Here is a 20,377-nt window from a genome sequence, read left to right as displayed (position 1 = left end):
AATCTGTCTTTCAGATTGATATTCTGGCGTTGAGATCGTTAATCTGGCGTTCAGATTGATATTCTGGCGTTGGAATCGTTAATCTGGCGTTCGTCCAGACTTAATGGCGTTCAAGTTGATTTATTGGCGTTCGTCCAGACTTAATGGCGTTCAGATTGATTTATTGGCGTTCGCTCAAACTTAATGGCGTTCAGGTTGATTTATTGGCGTTCGCCCAGACTTAATGGCGTTCAAGTTGATTTATTGGCGTTCGTCCAGACTTAATGGCGTTCAGATTGATTTATTGGCGTTCGCCCAAACTTAATGGCGTTCAGGTTGATTTATTGGCGTTCGCCCAGACATAATGGCGTTCAAATTGATTTAATGGCGTTCAACTCGATAATCAACCGTCCTCATATTCTATAGAAGAATAATTTATTTCTCGGGAAATCCAATCAATTGGATAAATTGGAATGAGCATTCATCAATTGTTTTTATCTGTTTAGAATGGATGAAACAATTTGTTTAGTTATAAACATTTTATGAACATAATTATTGATAATGAAATATTTTAGCGTTAAACTAAATGTGTAAGAGAAAGGATTTACTTATGGCAATGAAGACAACTATTTTCGATCTGATCCGCCAAGCGGAGCTGCTCAATAATGAAACGATGCTTTATTTTTTAAAGAACTTCAACCGGAACATCGGAATTTCTCAAATTCTTGTCCTCGCTGAGTTGCGGGAAAAGGGCCCTCAAATGCAATCGGTTCTGGCGAAGAAACTTGGCTATACGCCTGGCGGCATGACGAGCATTGCGAACAAGCTGATCCAGGAAGGGTATGCGGAGCGCCAGTATGATGAGACGGATCGTCGGGTTGTCCGGATTTTGATTACCGAAAAAGGCCTCAACATTTTGGCTGATGCGCAAAAAGAAGGGCAAACTATGTGGCAAGAACTTTATTCCGTTCTCACGGATGAAGAGATTCAACACATGATTACAATTCAGAAAAAGCTATTTGAGCACATTGTGAAGGATCAGTGAGGATAGCGAAAAACGAATATAAAGGTGGTTAATGCAATGGCAAGAGTGGAAGGAAAAGTGGCCCTCGTTACAGGCGGCGCTTCAGGAATCGGTTTATCTAGTGCAAAGCTATTAGCGAAAGAGGGAGCAAAGGTCGTTATCGGTGACTTTAATATCGAAGGTGCCCGGGAAGCCTTTAAGGAAATCGAAAAGGAAGGCGGCATCGCTTCCGCTATTTTCCTTGATGCGTCTGTGGAAGAATCCATTAAAGAAGCGGTCGATTTCACAGTTGAGACGTATGGCAAAATTGACGTCCTTTTCAACAATGTTGGTTTAACGAACCTTCAAAAAGACCTTGATGTCGTCAATATGGATTTAGATGAATGGGATCGTCTCATGACGGTCAACACGAAAAGCGTCGTAATAGGAAGCCGGTATGCGATTCCACACATGCAAAAAGCGGGTGGCGGTTCGATCATTAATACAACATCCATGGCTGCGTTTGCATCCGATGGGATCCGAACAGCTTACGGTGCTTCTAAAGCGGCGGTTGCTCATTTGACTAAGTATATCGCAACGCAATACGGCAAGGATCGGATCCGCTGCAATGCGGTAGCGCCAGGCCTTATTCTTACGCCGGCAGCTGAAAAAAACTTGCCGAAAGAAGTGCAGGATATCTTCTTGAAGTTCAATGCGCTTCCATACAACGGGGAGCCTGATGACATCGGCTATACAGTGCTGTTCTTAGCTTCAGATGAATCAAAATACATTACCGGCCAAACAATTAAAGTAGAAGGCGGCCATTACATTGGTAACCCATCCATTGCCGACTTCAATGCGTTCATGAGTAAAATGCAATCTAACTAAGTCAGGGAATATTCTTTGATTGCAGGATGAAAACAGATTGTACAACCAATACAAATGAATGAGGTGTTCGTATGAGATTGGAAGGAAAAGTTGGAATTGTTACAGGCAGCGCTTCTGGAATTGGACGTGGCATCGCGCTTGCTATGGCAAAGGAAGGCGCCCATATAGCAATCGTGGATATCAATGAGGAAAAAGGGCAGAAAACGCTTGAAGAAATCTCTCAATATACAGAAGGAATGTTGTTCATACGCGATATTTCCAAGCCGGAAAACATTGAAGCGATTGTCAATGAAGTAGTAGCCAAGTTTGGTAAATTGGATATTCTCGTCAACAATGCCCATGCATCGAAACAAGCGCCGTTTGTAGAGACGACAATGGACATGTTCGATTTATCCTTTAATACAGGATTCTACCCGACATTCCACTTCATGAAAGCTGCCTATCCTGAATTGAAGAAGTCAAAAGGGAAAGTGATTAACTTTGCTTCCGGCGCTGGTATTTCAGGCCAACCGACCCAAGCTTCCTATGCGGCTGCCAAAGAAGCGATTCGGGCGATTACCCGTGTAGCAGCAAACGAGTGGGGTCCGGAAGGCATCAATGTCAACCTGATCGCGCCAATTGCTCTTACAGAAGGAGTACAAGCTTGGAGCCAATCAGCACCTGAACTCTATGAGAAAATGGTCAACAACATTCCGCTTCGCCGTCTTGGCGATCCAGAAGGCGACATCGGCCGCACTGCTGTATTCCTGGCAAGCCATGACTCGGATTATATTACTGGTCAAACGATCATGGTCGATGGCGGTTCCATTAAAATTTATTAACACATACGAAAGAAAAAGGCTGAAATCAAACGGGTTTCAGCCTTTTTTTCAAGTGACACGGACATTGCCGGGTACGGGATGGCATGCGGAAAAAATCTATGTTTCTTCTCTGCTTTTTTCTTCCAAATTAAATGAAAAGGCGAAGAAGCTGTTCATATTTAACTTTACCAACGATTGTGCTATACTATTATAGGTTTACACTGATACAGAAAAGGTTCATAGGTCACGTCTTGGCCTGTTGCATCATTAGGCGTGAGGACCCATGTCTTTTTCTGAAAATCTTAACATATAAGGATATGGTAAAAATGAGCAACAGAGAAACCAATAAAGACGTCATTTTAATCGGTGCAGGAATTATGAGCGCGACTTTGGGGACCTTGCTTAAAGAATTAAAGCCGGAATGGAATATTACTGTATTCGAGAAGCTTGCAGAAGCAGGCGTAGAGAGCTCGAATGAGTGGAATAATGCCGGGACAGGACATTCGGCATTATGTGAGCTCAACTATACAGTTGAGAAATCCGACGGCTCCATGGATATTAGCAAAGCGATTAATGTAAACGAGCAATTCCAGCTTTCCAGACAGTTCTGGTCGTATCTCGTTAATCGTGAACTAATCCGCAACCCAAAAGACTTCATCATGCCGCTGCCTCATATCAGCTATGTACATGGAGAAGATAATGTAAAGTTTTTGAAGAAGCGTTTTGATGCGTTATCCAATAATCCGCTGTTCAAAGGGATGGAATTCTCCGACCAGCCGGAAACATTGGCGGAGTGGATGCCGCTTATGATGAAAGACCGGAAGATTACAGAACCGCTTGCAGCAACTAAAATTGATTCAGGGACTGACGTCAATTTTGGTTCGTTGACGCGCATGTTGTTTGATCATCTGAAGGACAATCAAGTGGATATTCATTACAACCATAGCGTTACAAGCCTAAAGCGCACAGCTGACGGGCTATGGGAAATGAAAGTAAAGAACTTGAACAGCGGGGCAGTTGAACGCCACACAGCCAAGTTCGTATTTATCGGTGCTGGCGGAGGAAGCTTACATCTCCTTCAAAAATCCGGCATTCCAGAAGGAAAACATATCGGAGGCTTCCCAGTCAGCGGTATCTTCATGGTTTGTAAAAATCCGGAGGTCGTGGAGCAGCATCACGCGAAAGTGTACGGCAAAGCGTCTGTTGGCGCACCGCCAATGTCCGTACCGCATCTGGATACTCGTTACATCGATAATAAAAAATCATTGCTGTTCGGACCGTTTGCAGGCTTCTCACCAAAATTCTTGAAGACAGGTTCCAATTTGGATTTGATCACGTCAGTAAAACCAAATAACCTCTTCACGATGTTAGCTGCAGGCGCGAAGGAAATGGCGCTTACGAAATACTTGATTCAACAATTGATGTTGTCAAAAGAACAGCGTATGGAAGAATTGCGCGAGTTCGTTCCGGATGCCAAGAGTGAAGATTGGGACCTCGTCGTTGCAGGCCAACGGGTTCAAGTCATCAAGGATACGGAAGCTGGCGGCAAGGGAACTCTTCAATTCGGTACGGAAGTTGTAAGTGCAGCAGACGGCTCTATCGCTGCATTGCTCGGTGCATCACCGGGTGCTTCGACAGCGGTTCACGTCATGTTGCAGGTCATTAAAAAATGCTTCCCGCAACACGTGAAAGAGTGGGAACCGAAGATCAAAGAGATGATCCCATCCTACGGTATCTCGCTTGTTGATCATCCAGAGCTTTTCGATGAGCTTCTTGATTCTACCGCAAAAGTTCTTGGTTTGAGCGAAGACGAGCCGGAACCGGAAATTGCAAACCAGCAAGAGGTAGAAGAACAGCTTGAAGAATTGTCGGAACACCAAGAAGTAGAGATCATTGAAGAAAGCTAATCCTTTTTAAATAAAAAGCAAAGAACCTTCTCCCGGGTGGACGAAGGTTCTTTGTCATTTCGTCTATTAAGTTGATCCGTAGTTAGGCTTGATTGGCGGATTAAAAGGAAGGAGAAACTATCCCCTTCCTTATTCCTTACTTTTCTATTGGAACGACAATCGGCTCAATTTCGTACGGTTCTTGTATCGGAATAAGATCACTACCGTTTTCTTTATCCAGTTCATAAATGTTTACAATCGGTGTAATATACAGGGATGTGGCTTGCTTGTCTAGAAGCGTCATTGTAATCCTCGGATTGCTCTCTAGATTACGGCCATTGAAGTCGGAACTGTGCCCAATATCTTCATAACTAATTATGTTATATTCATTCCCTACATCATCTGTAACCCTATAGTCCATGAGTATACCACGCCATTCGGTATCCTGCTTTGTGACGGTCGGAATGTCAACACTCTCCGATAGATAAATCGTTGTAGATACTGGTGTAGCAGTCATTTTTGTAAGTACAATATTGATCCCGTCATCAGCAGCTATTAATTCCGAGCCAACATAGTCTTTTGAATGGACTTTCAATTTATTCAACGTAAATTCATACGCCCACTCTCCAGAAAAGGAATTCGATACATTAGACAAATCAAGTACTTGTTCGCCTTTCCATGTAACGTGAATCTCCTCCGGTTTTGGACCTTTGATTAATTGGTAAATTAATAAACCAGCATATTCGTTTTCACTTATTTTTTTTGAAATATACTTTGGTGCAAAGCCGTAATCTTTATACTCATCACCAAATTCTACTGCATCCAACATACCTTCCAGTATAGGCCTCGTTCCCAAATCTTTATCACTCACCATCTTATAGGCAATGGAGATGCTTTCGCCGTCGTAGACAGCATTCTCAACAGTTATCGAAATGCCATTGCTTTCTTTCGTCACTCCTATGTCTGTTGCATATGTCTCATATTCTTCAAATACATAGCTTTCATCGTCCGAAAACATTTCAAAAAGATTGCCGATGATTGGGAGCTTTGCCGCAAAAGTAGGAAACGCAAAACCACATGCAACTGTCGTTGCCATGATAAGTGCAGCAGCTGCTGAAATCAGTTTAGGGGCACGATATTTCTTTTTCTTTCGCAGCACCTTTCCTTTAATCCGGTTCTTTTCTGCCGCACTAACATCCATCGGTTTCATTTCATAATCAATCTTCAACTCGTTCAACTGGCGGTACAAATTCTTCATGTCAGTACTCCTCCCATGCGAAACTGCTGCAAGCGCTTTTTACCCCGATATAAGCGATTATCAACGGAAGCCTTCGTCACGCCTAACTGTTTGGCAATTTCATCGTTCCTCATATTTAAAAAGTATTTCATCGTAAAAATATCGCGGTCCATTTGGGGCAGCTTGGCCATCATGGACAGAAGTTCTTCTGTGGAGGATTGAATGAGAAATTCATCCTCAGCTGATTTTACTTCCAGCTGCTGCTCATCAATAACGGCGGCCACAGGAGTTTTGGCTAGGGATCTTTGCTTATCGATTGCTTTAAACTTTGCAATGGTGCAAATCCATTTCCGGAAGTCTTCGGGATCACCGTGGAATTGTTTAGCGTTTTCAAAGGCACCCATAAACGTATCGCTGACTCCTTCTTCAATCAGATGCGGGTCGTTGTAAGACTGGAGTGAATTATAGACAATCGCTTTTACGAGCCCTGCATACTCATCGATGACGTACTCCAATGCGTCTTCCTTGCCCCTTTTGAAACGTTTAATGAAATTTTCTTTTGTCACTCGCATGTACATTTCTCCTTCTTGTGTAAAGGCCCTTACACTACATACATCGGTTCGGGGGAAATTAATTCTCAACATTTCGGAAATTATTTTTTATCATGGTAAAATGGAGGCAACGAATCTAGTAGTTAAGGGGGCAGACATGAGTATTTTATTTTTCATAACGATCGTCATGGGAGCCTCTGTCCTCCAAACTAGCACGGGTTTCGGTTTCTCGATTGTGGCAACGCCTTTTCTTCTCTTGCTCTTTGAGCCGGCAGATGCGATTCAAATTAACCTGTTGTTATCTATTGTCATTTCGGGGTGTTTGCTTACGACGATTGCCAAAGATGTGGACACCGGGGTATTAAAACGCTTTATCGCTGGAAGCATCTTCGGACTTCCGATTGGCGCAGTGATTTTCTTGCTACTAGATATGACCAAGTTAAAATTGGGAATCAGCGTCCTAATTATCGTTTTGACCCTTCTGCTTATCTTCCAGTTTCGCATACGGCAGAGTAAAAAGGGAGATGCCCTCGTTGGCGGAATTTCCGGTTCCTTGACCTCAAGCGTCGGAATGCCGGGTCCGCCCCTGTTGCTCTATTTCGCGGGGACAGGCACTCAAAAAGCGACACTGCGTGCAACGACGCTCGCCTTTTACCTGTTCATCTATGTAGTCAGTCTGCTGATTCAATGGGCTGTCGCCGGTGTGAGCCGAACAGTATGGACATCAAGTGGCATCGCCTTGCCTTTCGTTGTAATCGGTCTTTTCGCCGGACAGCTTTTATTTAAAAGGATTAACGAAAATACCTTCCGCGTTGTAACGTATATTATTTTATTAGGGACGGGGTTGTATTTGCTGGTGGATAGTTTGCGGGATTTATTCTATATACAGTAAAAGCACATCAGGTGAGCGGCTGATGTGCTTTTTTTTCTATTGCTGGCGGGCAAGTATCACTTGGAACTTGGGCCCGTGAAATCTTTATTATTTTGCTCCCAATAAATAAATTGAGTGCAGTGATAAGTATGCTAAAAACACCTCCACTGATCTTTAAATAAACCAGCATCTGCCCATAACTATCTACTCCATAAGAATCCAATAACCAGGCTTTAAGAGAGTTCTGAAAGATTCCGCGAATTACAAGGAGCAGTGTTACAAGCTGGAACCATTTAAATAGCTCTTTTGAAAAGAATAGCTTCTTGCTAGGTTCACGGGGATTCCCGAGCATGTACGCAAAATCGACCCCAAAATATAGCCCTATAGGTTTCTTGAGGAGGATGGAAATCAGATACAGTAAGGCATATCCATAGCCAAGATAGACTTGGTTCCAAAGCATACGCTCTGCAGAACCCGATAGAAGATTCACCAACGTGTCTAGTAAGAGGGAGGTAAGTATGAAGGTCCCTGTTATGTTGAATTGACGTTCGTTAATGAAACGGAACAGTGTATAAATCAAACCAGGCACTGTTGAAAGCAGGAGGGCTGCATAGTCTCCCAGAGGTTCACGGCCATAATTCCAGATGAAGTAAGGAACGGCCATGTAAATGAGTAGATCATAAACAATCACTTTTTTCATGTTACTTGCCCTTTTATTTGCGACTCATAATAATAGGCGATGGCTTGTTCAATGAAGTCAGCTATCCTCGGTTCGAAATAATAAAACCCCGACACTTCCTGGTGTTTGCTCATATCCCAAACTTTGTTGGCCAGTTCCAAATTGCCTTGATACGACTGTTCGACAAAATCGATCCACCGTTTAGCCAATTGCTGTGCCACCGGGCTCTTCGGACATTCATCTGCATGGAGACGTGTCTCTCTAAACAAATTGAGTGCTATTATTGCTGCCTCGCTTTTGTCTCCTAAGCCCGGAAGTTCTTTCAAAATATCCTTTTCTTCTGATGAGAAATGCTGATTCCATAACCGATCAATGGCTTCCTGTTTGGAGGGATACGAATAAAAGGAGCTGAATACAGACTTCCAATCCGTCGGCTGTTCTAACTCCACTAAGGAAAGGAGTGCATGAATGGAAGCTTCCATCTTCTTTAACTTTGCTTGCTCCAATTGAATCATTTGAAGCCGCATCCCTAGGACATCTTGAACTTTCATTTGGTGATCTACCATAGCCTGTTGTATCGTATCGAGCGGCAGCCCTATATTACGAAGCGTTAATATATAATGAAGCCTGGAGACATCTTCTTCCCCGTAAAGCCGATGGCCGGCAGCATTCTTCTGTGCGGGTGGCAATAAACCAATTTCATCATAATAGCGGAGTGTCCTGACAGTTACATTACTCATGTCCGCTAATTCCCCAATTGTATACATCTCTGTACCTCATTCCCAAAGTTTTCTACCACCTATTATAGAACCTTCCGTAACGTAAGATGCAAGAGTTTTTAGAAAGTAATTTGATTTCAATTCTTTCACTATGGTAGGATTGGAAAAGAATAGGGGGATGATAGAATGGACACTAAAATAGAAGAAGTTAAACCAAAAGTAATGTTGGTCGGTATGTTTCATATGGGAAATACACCGGATTTATATAAAACCGAGACAGATGATCTGCTATCTCCAGCAAGACAGCGAGAGATCATTGAGGTTGTCGAAAGATTGGATGCGTTCAAACCTACCAAGGTTGTAGTAGAAATGGAGAAGAAACATAACGAATGGCTGAATGACAAATATAAGTCTTACCTTGAGGGAACATACGAATTGGAGGTCTGCGAAATTGACCAGCTCGGCTTCCGGCTGGCGAAAAAAGCGGGTCATCCTAAAATCTATGCAATTGACTGGATGGAGAAGGGGTCTCTTCGTAAGGACTTCGGAGAAGTGTATGAATGGGCAAAGGAACACGAGCCGGCCTTGTTTCAAGAACTTTTTAGTTGGCTGGAAGAGACTCCAGTCACCAGAGGCTTAGGAAGTAAAAGTGTGCTGGAAATGCTGCAAGAAATTAATGAAGAAGAATTTATCCGGCGGATTCATCAAACATACTTGAACATGTCCCGATTAAAATCAGAAAAAGTATACGTCGGAATGCATTGGTTGAACTGGTGGTATGAAAGAAATTTGATCCTTTATTCCAACTTACTTGATTTAGCAGTTTCGTCTGAAGAGCGGATTCTTTTCCTCGTTGGAGGCAGCCACCTTGAAATCGTTTCAAATTTCCTGCGTGAAAGCGGAAAGGTAGTTTTGGAACCAGCCTTGCCGTATTTAACATAATAGAAAAAAAGGGTGAGAAAGGACGAGCCTTCTTCACCCTTTTCGCTTTTTCCAGACTAGAAAAACAGCCGTCCCGTAAGCGAGTAGTTGTAGAATGAGCGAGAGTTGAATCTGTATTGGCATTGCTATGAATCCACTGCGAATGCGGAAGATCAATTTCAATGCAAATAGGATAGGGACTAACAAGAAATACACCCAACGGCTGTACCCGTTTTTGGCGACTTTCCAAACGACAATCCAACTGCCTATTAAAATGAAAAGCGGCATTAGAATGTACGAAAACAACATAGAAAAGTTAGAGGAATAAAATGAGTATGGAACAACCTGTATAGCGTCCAGCACAAATAGAAGGGTATCCCACATGGTAGGGATAAACACCAAGATCAATAATATTTCCTCTATCTTGCCGCGTTTCGGACGCGAAATAAGTTCATTAGACTCTTTTTTACCCTTCGGATCGACTGTTAATATTGTTCCAACAATATACAGCATCGGAATGATCAAGAGAATAGGCAGTCTCGCACAGAGCGGAGATATGACTACTAGCCAGATAATAAAAAAGGCAAGCCATGGTTTGCTTGACCGGAATGCTACAAAATAGAAGGCGATCCATTGGAGAACGAATGCCAACCCGACTCCCAGAAGGATAATATTTCCTATATGTCGCGGAGGGCCGTAGAAACTAAATACCATGGCTAAAATAAGATAGAACAGCCCCATAGAAGCCAAGTTCGCAATGAATAGCAAGGCCACCCCAATTTTTTGCTTCATGTCCAAATCCTTTCTAAACCTAGTGATGTACGGATAGTATAGCATATTTTCATTTGGAGGATAGAATTCGACTAGGCCAAGTCAAAGGCCATAAGAAGTCTAGGTAGAGAGGGACCATTCGCCCACCCCTCTACGTCCTGCTATAATGATAAGAAAAGGGGGATGCGGCGTGAAACTATTTGGTAGGATTGCTTCTCTGGCAGGTTTCACATTGCTTGTGTCATTTTTTGCAGTGCCTATAGGATTAACTCTCTTGTTTGGCGGGCATGCAGAATGGATGCCCATCCTGATCGGAGGGTTCATCGGTTTTATCGTAATTGTTGGCATGTCCATCTTTAATGTCAAACGGCGTGCGGTGTTTTATGGCGTTCCCATTGCTATCGTTTTGATTGGATGTGTTGTGGCAGTTCCTGCTCTTTATAAACTGACAAAGCCAGTTGTTGCGACAAGCGATGTTGACTTGTATGACTATGCGCCAAACAAGCCAGGAACGAAAGCGGTAGAGCTCGGCCGGCCGGCTTCCTTCCGCATCGAGCAGGATGTTCCGATAATAGACGGAGCTACCGCCCTCTATCCCGTCTATGCAGCATTTGCCCAAGCAGTCTATCCGAAGCAGGATTACGATCCATACAATAGCGCCGTCATGTCAAACCGAACGGGAAGTGCGTATGAAAACTTATTGGCAGGAGATGTTGATATCATCTTTGCGCTTGGTCCGTCTGAAGCGCAACGAGCGCGTGCAAGTGAACTAGGAAAAGAGCTGGTTCTCACACCAATCGGAAAAGAAGCTTTCGTCTTTTTCGTTAATAAGGAGAATCCGGTCAACGGACTGACGCAGGAGGAGCTGCGCGACATATATTCAGGCAAGGTGACAAATTGGAAAGAAGTTGGCGGAAACCGTTCAAAAATCAGAGCGTTCCAGCGTCCAGCGGATAGCGGCAGCCAGACGGCACTGGAGGAGTTTATGGGCGACGTGCCCATTATGAAGGCGCCGACAGAGGAAGTTGCTGATCTGATGAGCGGTATTATCACATATGTGGCGGACTATCGCAATTACGACGGTGCCATTGGTTATACGTTCCGATATTATTCTGAATCCATGATCGGCAACAATAATATTCGCCTGCTGGCCGTAGACGGCGCAGAGCCTACTGTTGAAACAATCCGGTCAGGTGCATACCCGATTACACGCGAATTGTATGCGATTACGGCACGTTCGGACAATCCCAATGTAGATGCCTTTATCGATTGGATTTTGTCGGACGAAGGACAGGAGCTTGTGGAGAAGACGGGTTATGTCGGAATTAACAGTGCAGCGGATTGAGAAAAAAGAAGCATTAGTTTAGAGAGGGGGGCCAGTCGTGGCATTTGAGAAAGAGGATGGACAAAAGAAGCCTGTGGTAGTCGTTGACCATGTATATTCGCCGGTCGTTGAGGCGGTGTCCCTTATAGGGGTTTTTATGGGAGCAACGAAGAATAAATTTGCTGAAGCGGACAGCGACAAAGTCTGGGCAGAATTATCGACTAAAGCAAAGGAATTTATCGCGACTTGGCCAAAATCAATTGATTTAGGATTCTCCCCGTTGCTCAATTTTCTATTGCCGTGTCCGTATTTTCATGATGTCGAAGCCTTTGTGGAGGGCGTGGATCAATTAAGCGATGCCGACTATGTATATGATTTCTTTTCAGAATACATCCCTTTGCCTCAAGTCGAAGAATTGTTGGAGGCTCCCGCATCCTTGCCAGATCATGAGGAAACAATTTTGTGGGACACGGATGAAAAACGGAAAGCCGTCATGGACTTCCTGTCCAACTTAAAGACGTACCGGTGTGGATTCTCTTCTCTGGTATTAGAGATTGACGCTTCAATCGAGTTCCAGCAGGCTTTGGAAGCTAAAAAGGAAATGGCGGAAACAGCCATGCAGGAAGTCCAATCAATTTCGATGGAACCATTGGCGCTTGCACAATACGTCATGGGGAAGTCCTTCAGGCGGACGAGCCAGTACAAAATGTTTTATTTCATCCCGTCTTATTATAGTTCGCCGGGACGTATCCGACTTTTTAATAAGGAAGTCTGCATCGTCATATACGGATGTGCCGTTCCGTTGTCGGATGTCCGAGATGCGAGCAAAGAACTGGAGTCGCAGCTGAAAGTGTTGGCGGACCGGAACCGTCTGCTCATGCTGCGGCTGTTGTCAGGCCAACGGGAATATGGAGCCAAAATCGCCGAATACTTAGGGATTACGACGGCTACTGTGTCCCATCATCTTGAACTACTGAAAAAAGCCGGATTGGTGCAGGAAGAGAAAGTCGGCAATATTAAATACTTCTCTAGTGATCAGGAGAAGGTAGAGCAGATATTGGCTGAAATAAGGAATTTTATTTAAGGGGTATAAGATAGGCTCCAATTATTTCTTTGATTGTAGTAGTTAAAACAGAGGTAGGTGTGTGTTTTGGCGTTTATCATTGAAAGGGCTCAATTAAGTGATGCAAAATCACTTGTGGAATTATACTGGGATGCTTATTCGGAAAATGAGAAGTTAGGCCTTCCGGCAAGTGCGTCAAGTGTATCAGTTCAAGAAGTGGAACAGTGGATCAACGATACAATTTTGTTTGTTGCCAAACAACCAAACTCACCTATTATTTTTGGCACTGTCCGTCTAAAGTTTAATGAGGATTGGAACTGCTTCGTACTCAGCAGACTGGCGGTAAAATCAGAGCTGAAGGGACAGGGATTGTCTAAGCAATTAATGAAATCAGCTGAAAAAGAAATATCAGATAGAAGAGAGAGCGTAATTCGATTAACTGTGGCGCAAAAACATCCTTATTTACCTGCTATGTATAAACGAAGAGGTTACAACGTAGTGGGGGAGCGTATATTGAATGAGCTCTCATACAATGAATTTATTATGGAAAAGATATTGATCTGAATAACAAAGTGCAGCTCACCATAGCTGTGCTTTTTTTGTTGTTCTTATTGACAAATCCCTCCGATGTATTACAATCATCTAATAAGATAAGTATCTAATATTGGAGGGGATGAAATGGGCGAGACAGTTATCACGGTTTCTAACGTTCGGCGGGTGTATAAGACCGAAGTGGGGTTGTTCAAAAAGACGAAGAAGGAAGTCGAGGCGCTGAAGGGGATATCTTTCTCCATCAACAGAGGGGAGATTTTCGGTTTGCTCGGACCAAACGGAGCTGGGAAAACAACAATGATCAAGCTGTTGACGACGATGCTCATTCCTGATGAAGGGACGATTTCCATAATGGGGATGGATCCTGTCACGCAGCATCGGAAAGTCAGGCCACATATTAACTTTATCTTAGGCGGAGAGCGGAACTTATATTGGCGGTTATCCGCTTATGATAACCTTGCCTATTTTGCGGATTTGTACAAAGTGCCGCGGCTTGAACAGAAGAATCGTATCTTAGAACTGCTTGAACTGGTTGGACTTGGGGACGTGGCCCATCAGCGGGTTGAAACGTTTTCCAAGGGTATGAAGCAGCGGCTTCAAATTGCGAGAGGGCTTATCAACCGACCCGATATCCTCTTTCTGGATGAACCGTCGATCGGACTCGATCCAGTCAGTGCCAGGCGGCTGCGTGACATTTTACTAAAACTGAATGAACAGGGCACAACGATTTTGCTAACGACCCACTATATGTACGAAGCGGATGAGCTTTGCGACCGGATCGCATTTATTGATAAAGGGCAACTAATCACGGTGGATACACCGAAGAATATGAAACGGCAGACGGCGGGCTTGTCGATTATCGAATGCAAGCTGACGAACGTTAATGCGAACAAGATGGAGGCGTTGTCCCTGCTGCCGCATGTCCGTCATGTGAAGCAGGAGCAGGATGACATGCTGACGACGATTCGCCTACATACAGAAATGCCGCAAGCTGTCATTCCTGCCATCTACCAGCTGGTGGATGAGACGAACATTTCGGATTTGGCAATCATGCAGCCGACACTTGAGGACGTCTACGTGCAGCTGGTCGGGGGGCATGCGAAATGATGCGGGCTTTCATGCATACGGCCAAAGTGCAGATGGGTTTGTCGATTGCCCGTCCGATGTTCAAATTTGTTATTGTGGTGAATCCACTGTTTTTGGCGACGTTGGCGTTTTTCATATATGGCGGTTCCTCTCCTGAGCAATTATTTCAGTATGTCGTCCTTGGCTCAGGCTTCATGGCCTTATGGTCTTCTATCGTGTATTCGTCAGCGAGCGAAGTGCAGCGGGAACGCTTTTATGGGACGCTTGAGCTGCTGTTTGTTGCCCCGGTTTCATTCTCCGCCATTCTGATCGGAAAGATTATCGGCAATATGGTATGGGGATTGATTTCTATGGCCATTGCGTTCCTTTATCTTGTTTTGTTTTTCCGAATTGAAGTGCCGGCTGTTCAACCAGTGTTGTTCTTCGGTTCGTTTGCTTTGGTGCTGATCGCCATTTCAGTCTTTTCATTTTTCATGGCACTGGCGTTTACACTGTCACGCCAGACAAATGCCTTGATGAACTTCATCGAATATCCGATTTACCTCGTTTGCGGTTTTTTATTTCCGAACGCCATTCTGCCCGACTGGGTAAAGCCGATTTCGTATTTGTTGCCGCCGACCTGGGCAATCGAGCTGCTGCGGCGTGCGACGGAAGAAAATGCGACATGGTCCCAGCTGGCCCTTCCGTTTTCCGTATTGCTTGGACTTGTAATGGTTTATTTTGGGTTCGGTTATGTATGCTATCGGGCGGTTGAGCACAAAGCCCGCATCAATGGGAAACTGGGGGTGTATTGAATGGAAGCGGTGCAGCGTTTTTTTCGACACAGTGTTTTATCCTATAAGGCGTTGTTCGGTTGGCTGGATCCGAAAGTGTATGTCTTCGTCATGGTATTAAATCCATTCAGCCAATTGCTCTTTTTTGCAGTGCTCGTCAATTATGTGTACGGAGGGGAAGGGCTCGCCGGCTATATCGCATCCAATGCCTTACTGCTTTGCGTCATGAATTCTGTATTCGGCATGATGTCCGTCATTACATCGGATCGGGTGATGGGCACACTGCAGCTTGTTATGTCTACTCCTTCGAGTAAAGCGCCACTTTTCATTTCAAGATCGCTCGCACATGTGGTGAATGGCGTGTTCACTGCTGTGATGGGCTTGTTATTCGGGATACTGCTGTTTGGGCTTTCAATTCCGTTGGACGCATTGTTCTCACTGCTTGTGATCTGGCTTGTGTCGATTTTCTCTGCCTGCGGTTTAGGGCTGATCATCGCTACATTTTGTTTATGGTCGCCTTCCATGCATCTGTGGTCCAATTTGCTGGCGAGCCTGTTGCTGTTAGTGAGCGGGGCCAACTATCCGCTTTCTGTCATGCCTGCATGGCTTGAGCAAATAGCGGCCTTTGTTCCACTCACCCGAGGCGTCCGATTGACAAAAGACATTGTAAATCAAGGCGACTTTTCACATGTGACAGCTCTATTGAGTCAAGAATTCCTGTTAGGATGCTTCTTTTTTGCCATCAGCCTGGTGTTGATTGCCTACGCGGAATATTTGGCGCGCGTAAAAGGGACGATGGATTTGGAATAAAATCAAAATCCTAATTTCGTTAGCTGTCCGATGTCATCTGGGCATTCCGATTGTTCGTATAGAAGAGCACGACACTAAGACCGTATAGAAAAGGAATGACCAAAAGGCCGGTTAAAATGCCGAAGCAAAGCGGCAGAAGCGCAAGGCACCAAATGGCATAAAAGAAGAGCCATCCAGTACTCCCTCGGCTGACAACAAAATAATAAGCGATCCACATGAGAACAAAGAAGAGGGCAATGATGCTGACGACCAGAATGAGTCGGGGCACGGATACACGGTGAAATTCAGGGGACATGAGTGTGTAGATTCTATAGGCATACGTGCAAGTGAGACCCATGGATAAAATATTTGCGATAAATAAAAATACGGATTCATACCTCAAGGCAATGATGCACCTCCAGTCTTTTAATCTACTTCCAGAATATCACAACACAATGGAAAAAGGGCTGGCATAATTCCTTCTCCTTTAAACATTCTACATAAGAGGGAGGTTGGAATATGAACAAACCTTTTATGCCGCAGCTTGTGTATTTCGAGCCAAATGCGCTCGACTACCCGCTTGGAAGAGAACTGAAGGAGAAATTTGAGAAGCTGGGGACTGAAATCCGGTTTACGACATCACATAACCAAGTGAGGAATCTGCCGGGAGAAACGGATGCGCAGAAATACCGAATGGCAAAGTCCACATTGGTCGTCGGAATCCGAAAGACATTGAAGTTTGATACGTCCAAGCCGTCGGCCGAATACGCCATTCCTTTTGCGACAGGTTGCATGGGGCATTGCCATTATTGCTATTTGCAGACGACGATGGGCAGCAAGCCGTACATCCGTACGTATGTTAACGTCGAAGAAATCTTGGAAGCGGCAGACAACTATATTGCGGAGCGTGCCCCGGAAATTACCCGTTTTGAAGCGGCCTGTACATCGGATATTGTGGGTATTGATCACCTGACCCATACATTGAAACGGGCGATTAACCATTTTGGCCAAACGGAACTCGGCCGGCTGCGTTTCGTAACAAAGTTCCACTACGTCGATCATTTGCTGGATGCCGAGCATAATGGGCACACGCGATTCCGCTTCAGTGTAAATGCGGATTTTGTCATTAAGAACTTTGAGCCGGGTACCTCGCCGCTTGATAAACGGATTGAGGCGGCAGGGAAAGTCGCGCGGGCCGGCTACCCGCTTGGATTTATCGTCGCGCCGATCTACTTGCACGAGGGATGGGAAGAAGGCTACCGGCATTTATTCGAACGACTGGATGCCGAACTGCCGCAAGATGCACGTGATGACATTACGTTCGAATTCATTCAGCACCGGTTCACCAAGCCTGCGAAAAAAGTCATTGAAAAGAACTATCCTAAGACAAAACTGGAGCTGGACGAAGAAAAGCGCCGTTATAAATGGGGTAAATACGGAATCGGCAAATATATTTACCCGAAGAATGAAGAGGATGCCATCAAGGAGCATGTCTTCGGCTATACCGAAGCGTTCTTCCCGAATGCTAAAATCGAATATTTTACGTAAGTCCGTTTTGGAATGAAGTCAGGTGAAGGAAAACATGTCGTTTTTCTTCATCTGCTTTTTAAATCAATTCTAAAGAGTACTCTTATTCTCGATCAAAATTTCCGGAACACCAAGCTCACCTTGCAGCGAGTCCCCTTATAATTTCCCGGAGTGCTCATAAATACTCGGGAAGAGCTCGTATCTTCATTAGTTTGCTCATAAGTCCGCGTGAACTCCTCGTATATTCAGGGAAGTGCTCGAATGTTCCAAGTACTGCTCGTATAATTGCCCAACTGCTCATAAGTTCCAAAAGAGTGCTCGTATATCCGCCCGTCTGCTTGAAAGGATCAGACAATCTTTTCAGCTTCTCCACCAAGCATCCTTCAACTATCCACTCATAAAAAAAGCCGGTCCGGAAAATCAACTGACTTTCCGGACGGCCCTTATTTTACACAATCGAAGATGAACGATTTGGATTGAGCTGTCGCTTCTTGGAACTCCCAGTCTCCGTAGGCTTGCACTTCTGAAAATCCGGCTTTCTTCAGAGATTCCCGCAGGGCTTCCAGTGTTCTGAATTTCAATTGGATTTTTTCGCGCACTATGACTTCCCCAGTTTGTGCATAGGTAACCGTTTCGTAAAATGTGAAGATGTCGCCCTCCAGCCCATCGTATGTTGTCCAGATTTCAAGGGCGTCTCCGTTTTCCGGGTGAACGGCAGCATCAGGTGTGTCGTCTTGCATCCAGGCGACCCAAGCTTTTGCTAAGGGATTTCGTGTATCGAAGATGAAGTGGCCGCCGTCTTTCAGCGCCCGGTAAGCATCCGCGAGCACTTGCTGCCAGATATCATCAGTCAGGAAGACTTGGGCGACATTGGCTGTCATGATGACTGTATCGTAAGCATCCGTTTTCAAGTCCGCGCTGTCTCCGACCACCCAGTTAATGTGGCCAGCATGCTCTTTATTTCTTGCTGCTTCGATGGCTTCTTTGTTAGGATCGATGGCCGTTACAGCGTATCCTTGCTTGGCAAAATGGACCGTGAGCCTGCCTGTCCCGCATCCGAGGTCTGCGAGTTGCTTCGTGTTTGATTTTTGTAGAAGGGAAAGGAAAAAATCATCATCTTTCCCCCAGCGATTGAGCTGGTCATAAACAATAGGGATCATTTTGCAACCCGCTTTCTTTTTTAGTATCGATTTCCGAATTTCATCGCTTTCTTTTAATAAAGCTGAGATGTCTGCCGCATTGCTTGTCTTGTCGGTATGAAAAACCGGCCGGATCTTGGAATGTGCAGGTACGATCGATGGTAATCTGGCTGGATGGAATGCCTGCCAATTCACACTGCTTTTTGACGGTCAGTTGATTGTCAATATGGTATTTTCCGGTTGATTCGTTGTAATACATAAAGTCATCCGCATATCCTAGCTTTTCAAATTTTGTGTAGACATCTTCGTCCACTTCAAATTTTTCCTGGCTGAGTGCTGCACCGATTTGCACATGGATATCTGCCAGATCGCATTGTTCTGCTTGCTGTAAATGCTGGAACAATTTCAATGTAATTTCCTTCACCGTTCCTTGCCAGCCGGAATGAACAGCGCCTATCAGGCCCGTCTTGTCATTATAGAATAAAACCGGTACGCAGTCTGCGGTAAAGCTGCACAACACAATATCAGGTTCATACGTATATAAGGCGTCTGTTTCCGGTATCGCATCTGCGTTATCCAATGCGCCTCGGCCTTTGTCCACCTGCGTGACATGATGGAAATTGGCGCTATGGGTTTGATTGGCACATACAAAGTCGTGGATGGACACATTCAAAAACTTGGCAAGCCTACCACGGTTCTCAAGGACATCTTGTTTCTCCTGGCACACATGCAGTGCCATATTATTTGCTTCGGGCAAGGACTGATCTTGTAAGGTCATGCCTGCCACGATATGTTGATTCTCCATATACATCTTTTTCATTTTCATCACCTTCTCTTACTATATCGTCCCTGCCAAATATTGTGTAGAGCAAGCACCCGGAATTTGTTTTTCATGTATTAAAAATTGCTTTTGGCAAAAGATAATAATGAATCATAACAAGCGGTGGACAGTTTCGTCTGAACTCAGATGATATTGCATGGTACACGCTGCCGAACGTTACAGGTTCACGATTTTCCAATCGAAGGAGGTGTCATGCATGAGTACGCTTTCACGAATCGCACTGGCTTTAGTTATCATTGGGGCATTGAACTGGGGCTTGATCGGTTTCTTCCGCTTTGATTTGGTCGCAACGCTGTTTGGAGGCCAAGGTGCATTTTTATCCAGGGTGGTGTACGGTCTTGTCGGGATAAGTGGTCTTGTTTGTATAGGTCTCCTTTTCAAACCGGATGAGGACTATGATACAGTCACGACTGATCGACGTTTCAGCAATCCAAATTACGGAACTGAATTTGGAGAGGAACCGGATTTCAGGAAAGAAAGAGACGTTCATAAAAAAACGGACGACAAAGACGATATAGTGTAATGAAAACAGCCACCTATTTAGGTGGCTGTCTGTCATTGCATGGATGTCCGGAAATCTTCCAGTGCATCCTGAAGAACGGTGACACCCTGGCTCATGGCAGATCCGCCTCCGAGCGCCGCTGCTACTCCGATTGCTTCCATCATCTCTTCCTCCGTGCTGCCGTTATCAAGACAGCCCTTCGTATGATAGACGATGCAATGTTCGTTGTGCGCATACACGCTGATCGCAAGGGCGATGAGTTGTTTTTGCTTTTGATCCAGTGCACCCTCTGCAAAGCTGGCTTCGGTAAATGCATGGAATGTTCTAGCGACTTCAGGAAGCTTTTCAGAAAAACTGCCCATACCGACTTTATATTCCTGTAAGACCGCCTCAGTATACGTGATTTCTTCCACGAAAAATCCCTCCTGTTCGAAGGTAGTATTTGCAAGATAGCAAAAGACATGCATCCTTTTTTG

24 protein-coding genes are annotated in these 20,377 nt (G+C 44.7%); 14 read left to right on the top strand and 10 right to left on the bottom strand.

The features are described 5' to 3' along the window. Nucleotides 1-589: 589 nt before the first annotated feature. The 4 genes from L7D49_RS05245 (at nucleotide 590) to L7D49_RS05230 (ending at nucleotide 4,577) form a co-directional block, all read left to right on the top strand. Nucleotides 590-1,024, top strand: coding sequence for a MarR family winged helix-turn-helix transcriptional regulator (locus L7D49_RS05245; RefSeq protein ID WP_238079772.1), 435 nt, complete (start codon nucleotides 590-592; stop codon nucleotides 1,022-1,024). Nucleotides 1,025-1,060: 36 nt separating this feature from the next. Beyond that, complete coding sequence (locus L7D49_RS05240; protein ID WP_238079771.1) at nucleotides 1,061-1,870, top strand: SDR family NAD(P)-dependent oxidoreductase; 810 nt, start codon at nucleotides 1,061-1,063, stop codon at nucleotides 1,868-1,870. Nucleotides 1,871-1,941: 71 nt separating this feature from the next. Beyond that, the gene (locus L7D49_RS05235) at nucleotides 1,942-2,691 is read left to right on the top strand and encodes an SDR family NAD(P)-dependent oxidoreductase (protein WP_238079770.1); all 750 of its coding nucleotides are present in this window, start codon (nucleotides 1,942-1,944) and stop codon (nucleotides 2,689-2,691) included. A 296-nt stretch (nucleotides 2,692-2,987) separates the two neighbouring features. Beyond that, on the top strand, nucleotides 2,988-4,577 hold the full coding sequence (locus tag L7D49_RS05230; RefSeq protein WP_269135862.1) for a malate:quinone oxidoreductase: 1,590 nt from the start codon (nucleotides 2,988-2,990) through the stop codon (nucleotides 4,575-4,577). A 136-nt stretch (nucleotides 4,578-4,713) separates the two neighbouring features. Here L7D49_RS05230 and L7D49_RS05225 read toward each other — a convergent pair whose 3' ends face one another. Both L7D49_RS05225 and L7D49_RS05220 read right to left on the bottom strand, forming a co-directional pair. Continuing rightward, on the bottom strand, nucleotides 4,714-5,814 hold the full coding sequence (locus L7D49_RS05225) for a DUF4179 domain-containing protein (protein ID WP_238079768.1): 1,101 nt from the start codon (nucleotides 5,812-5,814) through the stop codon (nucleotides 4,714-4,716). Further along, a complete protein-coding gene (locus L7D49_RS05220) occupies nucleotides 5,811-6,365 on the bottom strand; it encodes a sigma-70 family RNA polymerase sigma factor (protein WP_238079767.1) in 555 nt (184 codons plus the stop codon). Before L7D49_RS05220 ends, L7D49_RS05225 begins: the two co-directional genes overlap by 4 nt. A 136-nt stretch (nucleotides 6,366-6,501) precedes the next feature. Between L7D49_RS05220 and L7D49_RS05215 the strand changes: the two genes are divergently transcribed. Then, entirely contained in the window at nucleotides 6,502-7,236 is a 735-nt protein-coding gene (locus L7D49_RS05215) for a sulfite exporter TauE/SafE family protein (RefSeq protein WP_238079766.1), read from the top strand. Between the two features lie 7 nt (nucleotides 7,237-7,243). On the opposite strand, the gene L7D49_RS05210 is transcribed toward L7D49_RS05215, so the two are convergent. Further along, nucleotides 7,244-7,915, bottom strand: coding sequence for a VC0807 family protein (locus L7D49_RS05210; protein ID WP_238079765.1), 672 nt, complete (start codon nucleotides 7,913-7,915; stop codon nucleotides 7,244-7,246). Then, the gene (locus tag L7D49_RS05205; RefSeq protein WP_238079764.1) at nucleotides 7,912-8,661 is read right to left on the bottom strand and encodes a MerR family transcriptional regulator; all 750 of its coding nucleotides are present in this window, start codon (nucleotides 8,659-8,661) and stop codon (nucleotides 7,912-7,914) included. Before L7D49_RS05205 ends, L7D49_RS05210 begins: the two co-directional genes overlap by 4 nt. A gap of 138 nt (nucleotides 8,662-8,799) precedes the next feature. Between L7D49_RS05205 and L7D49_RS05200 the strand changes: the two genes are divergently transcribed. Beyond that, on the top strand, nucleotides 8,800-9,555 hold the full coding sequence (locus L7D49_RS05200) for a DUF5694 domain-containing protein (protein WP_238079763.1): 756 nt from the start codon (nucleotides 8,800-8,802) through the stop codon (nucleotides 9,553-9,555). A 33-nt stretch (nucleotides 9,556-9,588) separates the two neighbouring features. Here L7D49_RS05200 and L7D49_RS05195 read toward each other — a convergent pair whose 3' ends face one another. Beyond that, the gene (locus L7D49_RS05195; protein WP_238079762.1) at nucleotides 9,589-10,326 is read right to left on the bottom strand and encodes a hypothetical protein; all 738 of its coding nucleotides are present in this window, start codon (nucleotides 10,324-10,326) and stop codon (nucleotides 9,589-9,591) included. Nucleotides 10,327-10,495: 169 nt separating this feature from the next. On the opposite strand from L7D49_RS05195, the gene L7D49_RS05190 reads away from it, so the two are divergent. From L7D49_RS05190 to L7D49_RS05165, 6 genes are all read left to right on the top strand, one after another. Next, a complete protein-coding gene (locus L7D49_RS05190) occupies nucleotides 10,496-11,650 on the top strand; it encodes a PstS family phosphate ABC transporter substrate-binding protein (RefSeq protein WP_238079761.1) in 1,155 nt (384 codons plus the stop codon). 37 nt (nucleotides 11,651-11,687) lie between these two features. After that, entirely contained in the window at nucleotides 11,688-12,713 is a 1,026-nt protein-coding gene (locus L7D49_RS20325) for a helix-turn-helix domain-containing protein (RefSeq protein ID WP_238079760.1), read from the top strand. A 66-nt stretch (nucleotides 12,714-12,779) separates the two neighbouring features. After that, complete coding sequence (locus L7D49_RS05180; RefSeq protein WP_238079759.1) at nucleotides 12,780-13,256, top strand: GNAT family N-acetyltransferase; 477 nt, start codon at nucleotides 12,780-12,782, stop codon at nucleotides 13,254-13,256. Nucleotides 13,257-13,370: 114 nt separating this feature from the next. Continuing rightward, on the top strand, nucleotides 13,371-14,351 hold the full coding sequence (locus L7D49_RS05175) for an ABC transporter ATP-binding protein (protein ID WP_238079758.1): 981 nt from the start codon (nucleotides 13,371-13,373) through the stop codon (nucleotides 14,349-14,351). Next, the gene (locus L7D49_RS05170) at nucleotides 14,348-15,124 is read left to right on the top strand and encodes an ABC transporter permease (protein WP_238079757.1); all 777 of its coding nucleotides are present in this window, start codon (nucleotides 14,348-14,350) and stop codon (nucleotides 15,122-15,124) included. Before L7D49_RS05175 ends, L7D49_RS05170 begins: the two co-directional genes overlap by 4 nt. Further along, nucleotides 15,125-15,913 (top strand): ABC transporter permease, encoded by a 789-nt coding sequence (locus L7D49_RS05165; RefSeq protein WP_238079756.1) that lies wholly within the window; start codon nucleotides 15,125-15,127, stop codon nucleotides 15,911-15,913. 19 nt (nucleotides 15,914-15,932) lie between these two features. On the opposite strand, the gene L7D49_RS05160 is transcribed toward L7D49_RS05165, so the two are convergent. Continuing rightward, nucleotides 15,933-16,295 (bottom strand): hypothetical protein, encoded by a 363-nt coding sequence (locus tag L7D49_RS05160; RefSeq protein ID WP_238079755.1) that lies wholly within the window; start codon nucleotides 16,293-16,295, stop codon nucleotides 15,933-15,935. A 116-nt stretch (nucleotides 16,296-16,411) separates the two neighbouring features. Here L7D49_RS05160 and splB point away from each other — a divergent pair, with 116 nt between their 5' ends. Continuing rightward, nucleotides 16,412-17,440, top strand: a complete 1,029-nt coding sequence (gene splB, locus L7D49_RS05155) for a spore photoproduct lyase (RefSeq protein WP_238079754.1) — start codon at nucleotides 16,412-16,414, stop codon at nucleotides 17,438-17,440. A 154-nt stretch (nucleotides 17,441-17,594) separates the two neighbouring features. Here the strand turns inward: splB and L7D49_RS05150 are convergent, their stop codons facing one another. The 3 genes from L7D49_RS05150 to pgeF all read right to left on the bottom strand — a co-directional run bounded on the left by L7D49_RS05150 (nucleotide 17,595) and on the right by pgeF (nucleotide 19,378). After that, nucleotides 17,595-17,792 (bottom strand): hypothetical protein, encoded by a 198-nt coding sequence (locus tag L7D49_RS05150; RefSeq protein WP_238079753.1) that lies wholly within the window; start codon nucleotides 17,790-17,792, stop codon nucleotides 17,595-17,597. Nucleotides 17,793-17,862: 70 nt separating this feature from the next. After that, on the bottom strand, nucleotides 17,863-18,579 hold the full coding sequence (locus L7D49_RS05145; RefSeq protein WP_238079752.1) for a class I SAM-dependent methyltransferase: 717 nt from the start codon (nucleotides 18,577-18,579) through the stop codon (nucleotides 17,863-17,865). Between the two features lie 40 nt (nucleotides 18,580-18,619). Next, nucleotides 18,620-19,378, bottom strand: a complete 759-nt coding sequence (gene pgeF, locus L7D49_RS05140) for a peptidoglycan editing factor PgeF (RefSeq protein WP_418895851.1) — start codon at nucleotides 19,376-19,378, stop codon at nucleotides 18,620-18,622. A 217-nt stretch (nucleotides 19,379-19,595) separates the two neighbouring features. Here pgeF and L7D49_RS05135 point away from each other — a divergent pair, with 217 nt between their 5' ends. After that, nucleotides 19,596-19,922: a DUF378 domain-containing protein gene (locus L7D49_RS05135; protein WP_238079750.1), complete on the top strand. Its 327-nt coding sequence runs from the start codon at nucleotides 19,596-19,598 to the stop codon at nucleotides 19,920-19,922. Nucleotides 19,923-19,954: 32 nt separating this feature from the next. Here the strand turns inward: L7D49_RS05135 and L7D49_RS05130 are convergent, their stop codons facing one another. Further along, on the bottom strand, nucleotides 19,955-20,314 hold the full coding sequence (locus tag L7D49_RS05130) for a carboxymuconolactone decarboxylase family protein (RefSeq protein WP_418895850.1): 360 nt from the start codon (nucleotides 20,312-20,314) through the stop codon (nucleotides 19,955-19,957). Between the last annotated feature and the right edge of the window lie 63 nt (nucleotides 20,315-20,377).

Origin of the sequence: Sporosarcina cyprini, assembly GCF_022048975.1 — a bacterium.
In the GTDB taxonomy this organism is placed as follows: Bacteria; Bacillota; Bacilli; order Bacillales_A; family Planococcaceae; genus Sporosarcina; species Sporosarcina cyprini.
Note: the sequence above shows the minus strand (reverse complement) of the source record. Positions and strands in the feature narration are given on the sequence as shown.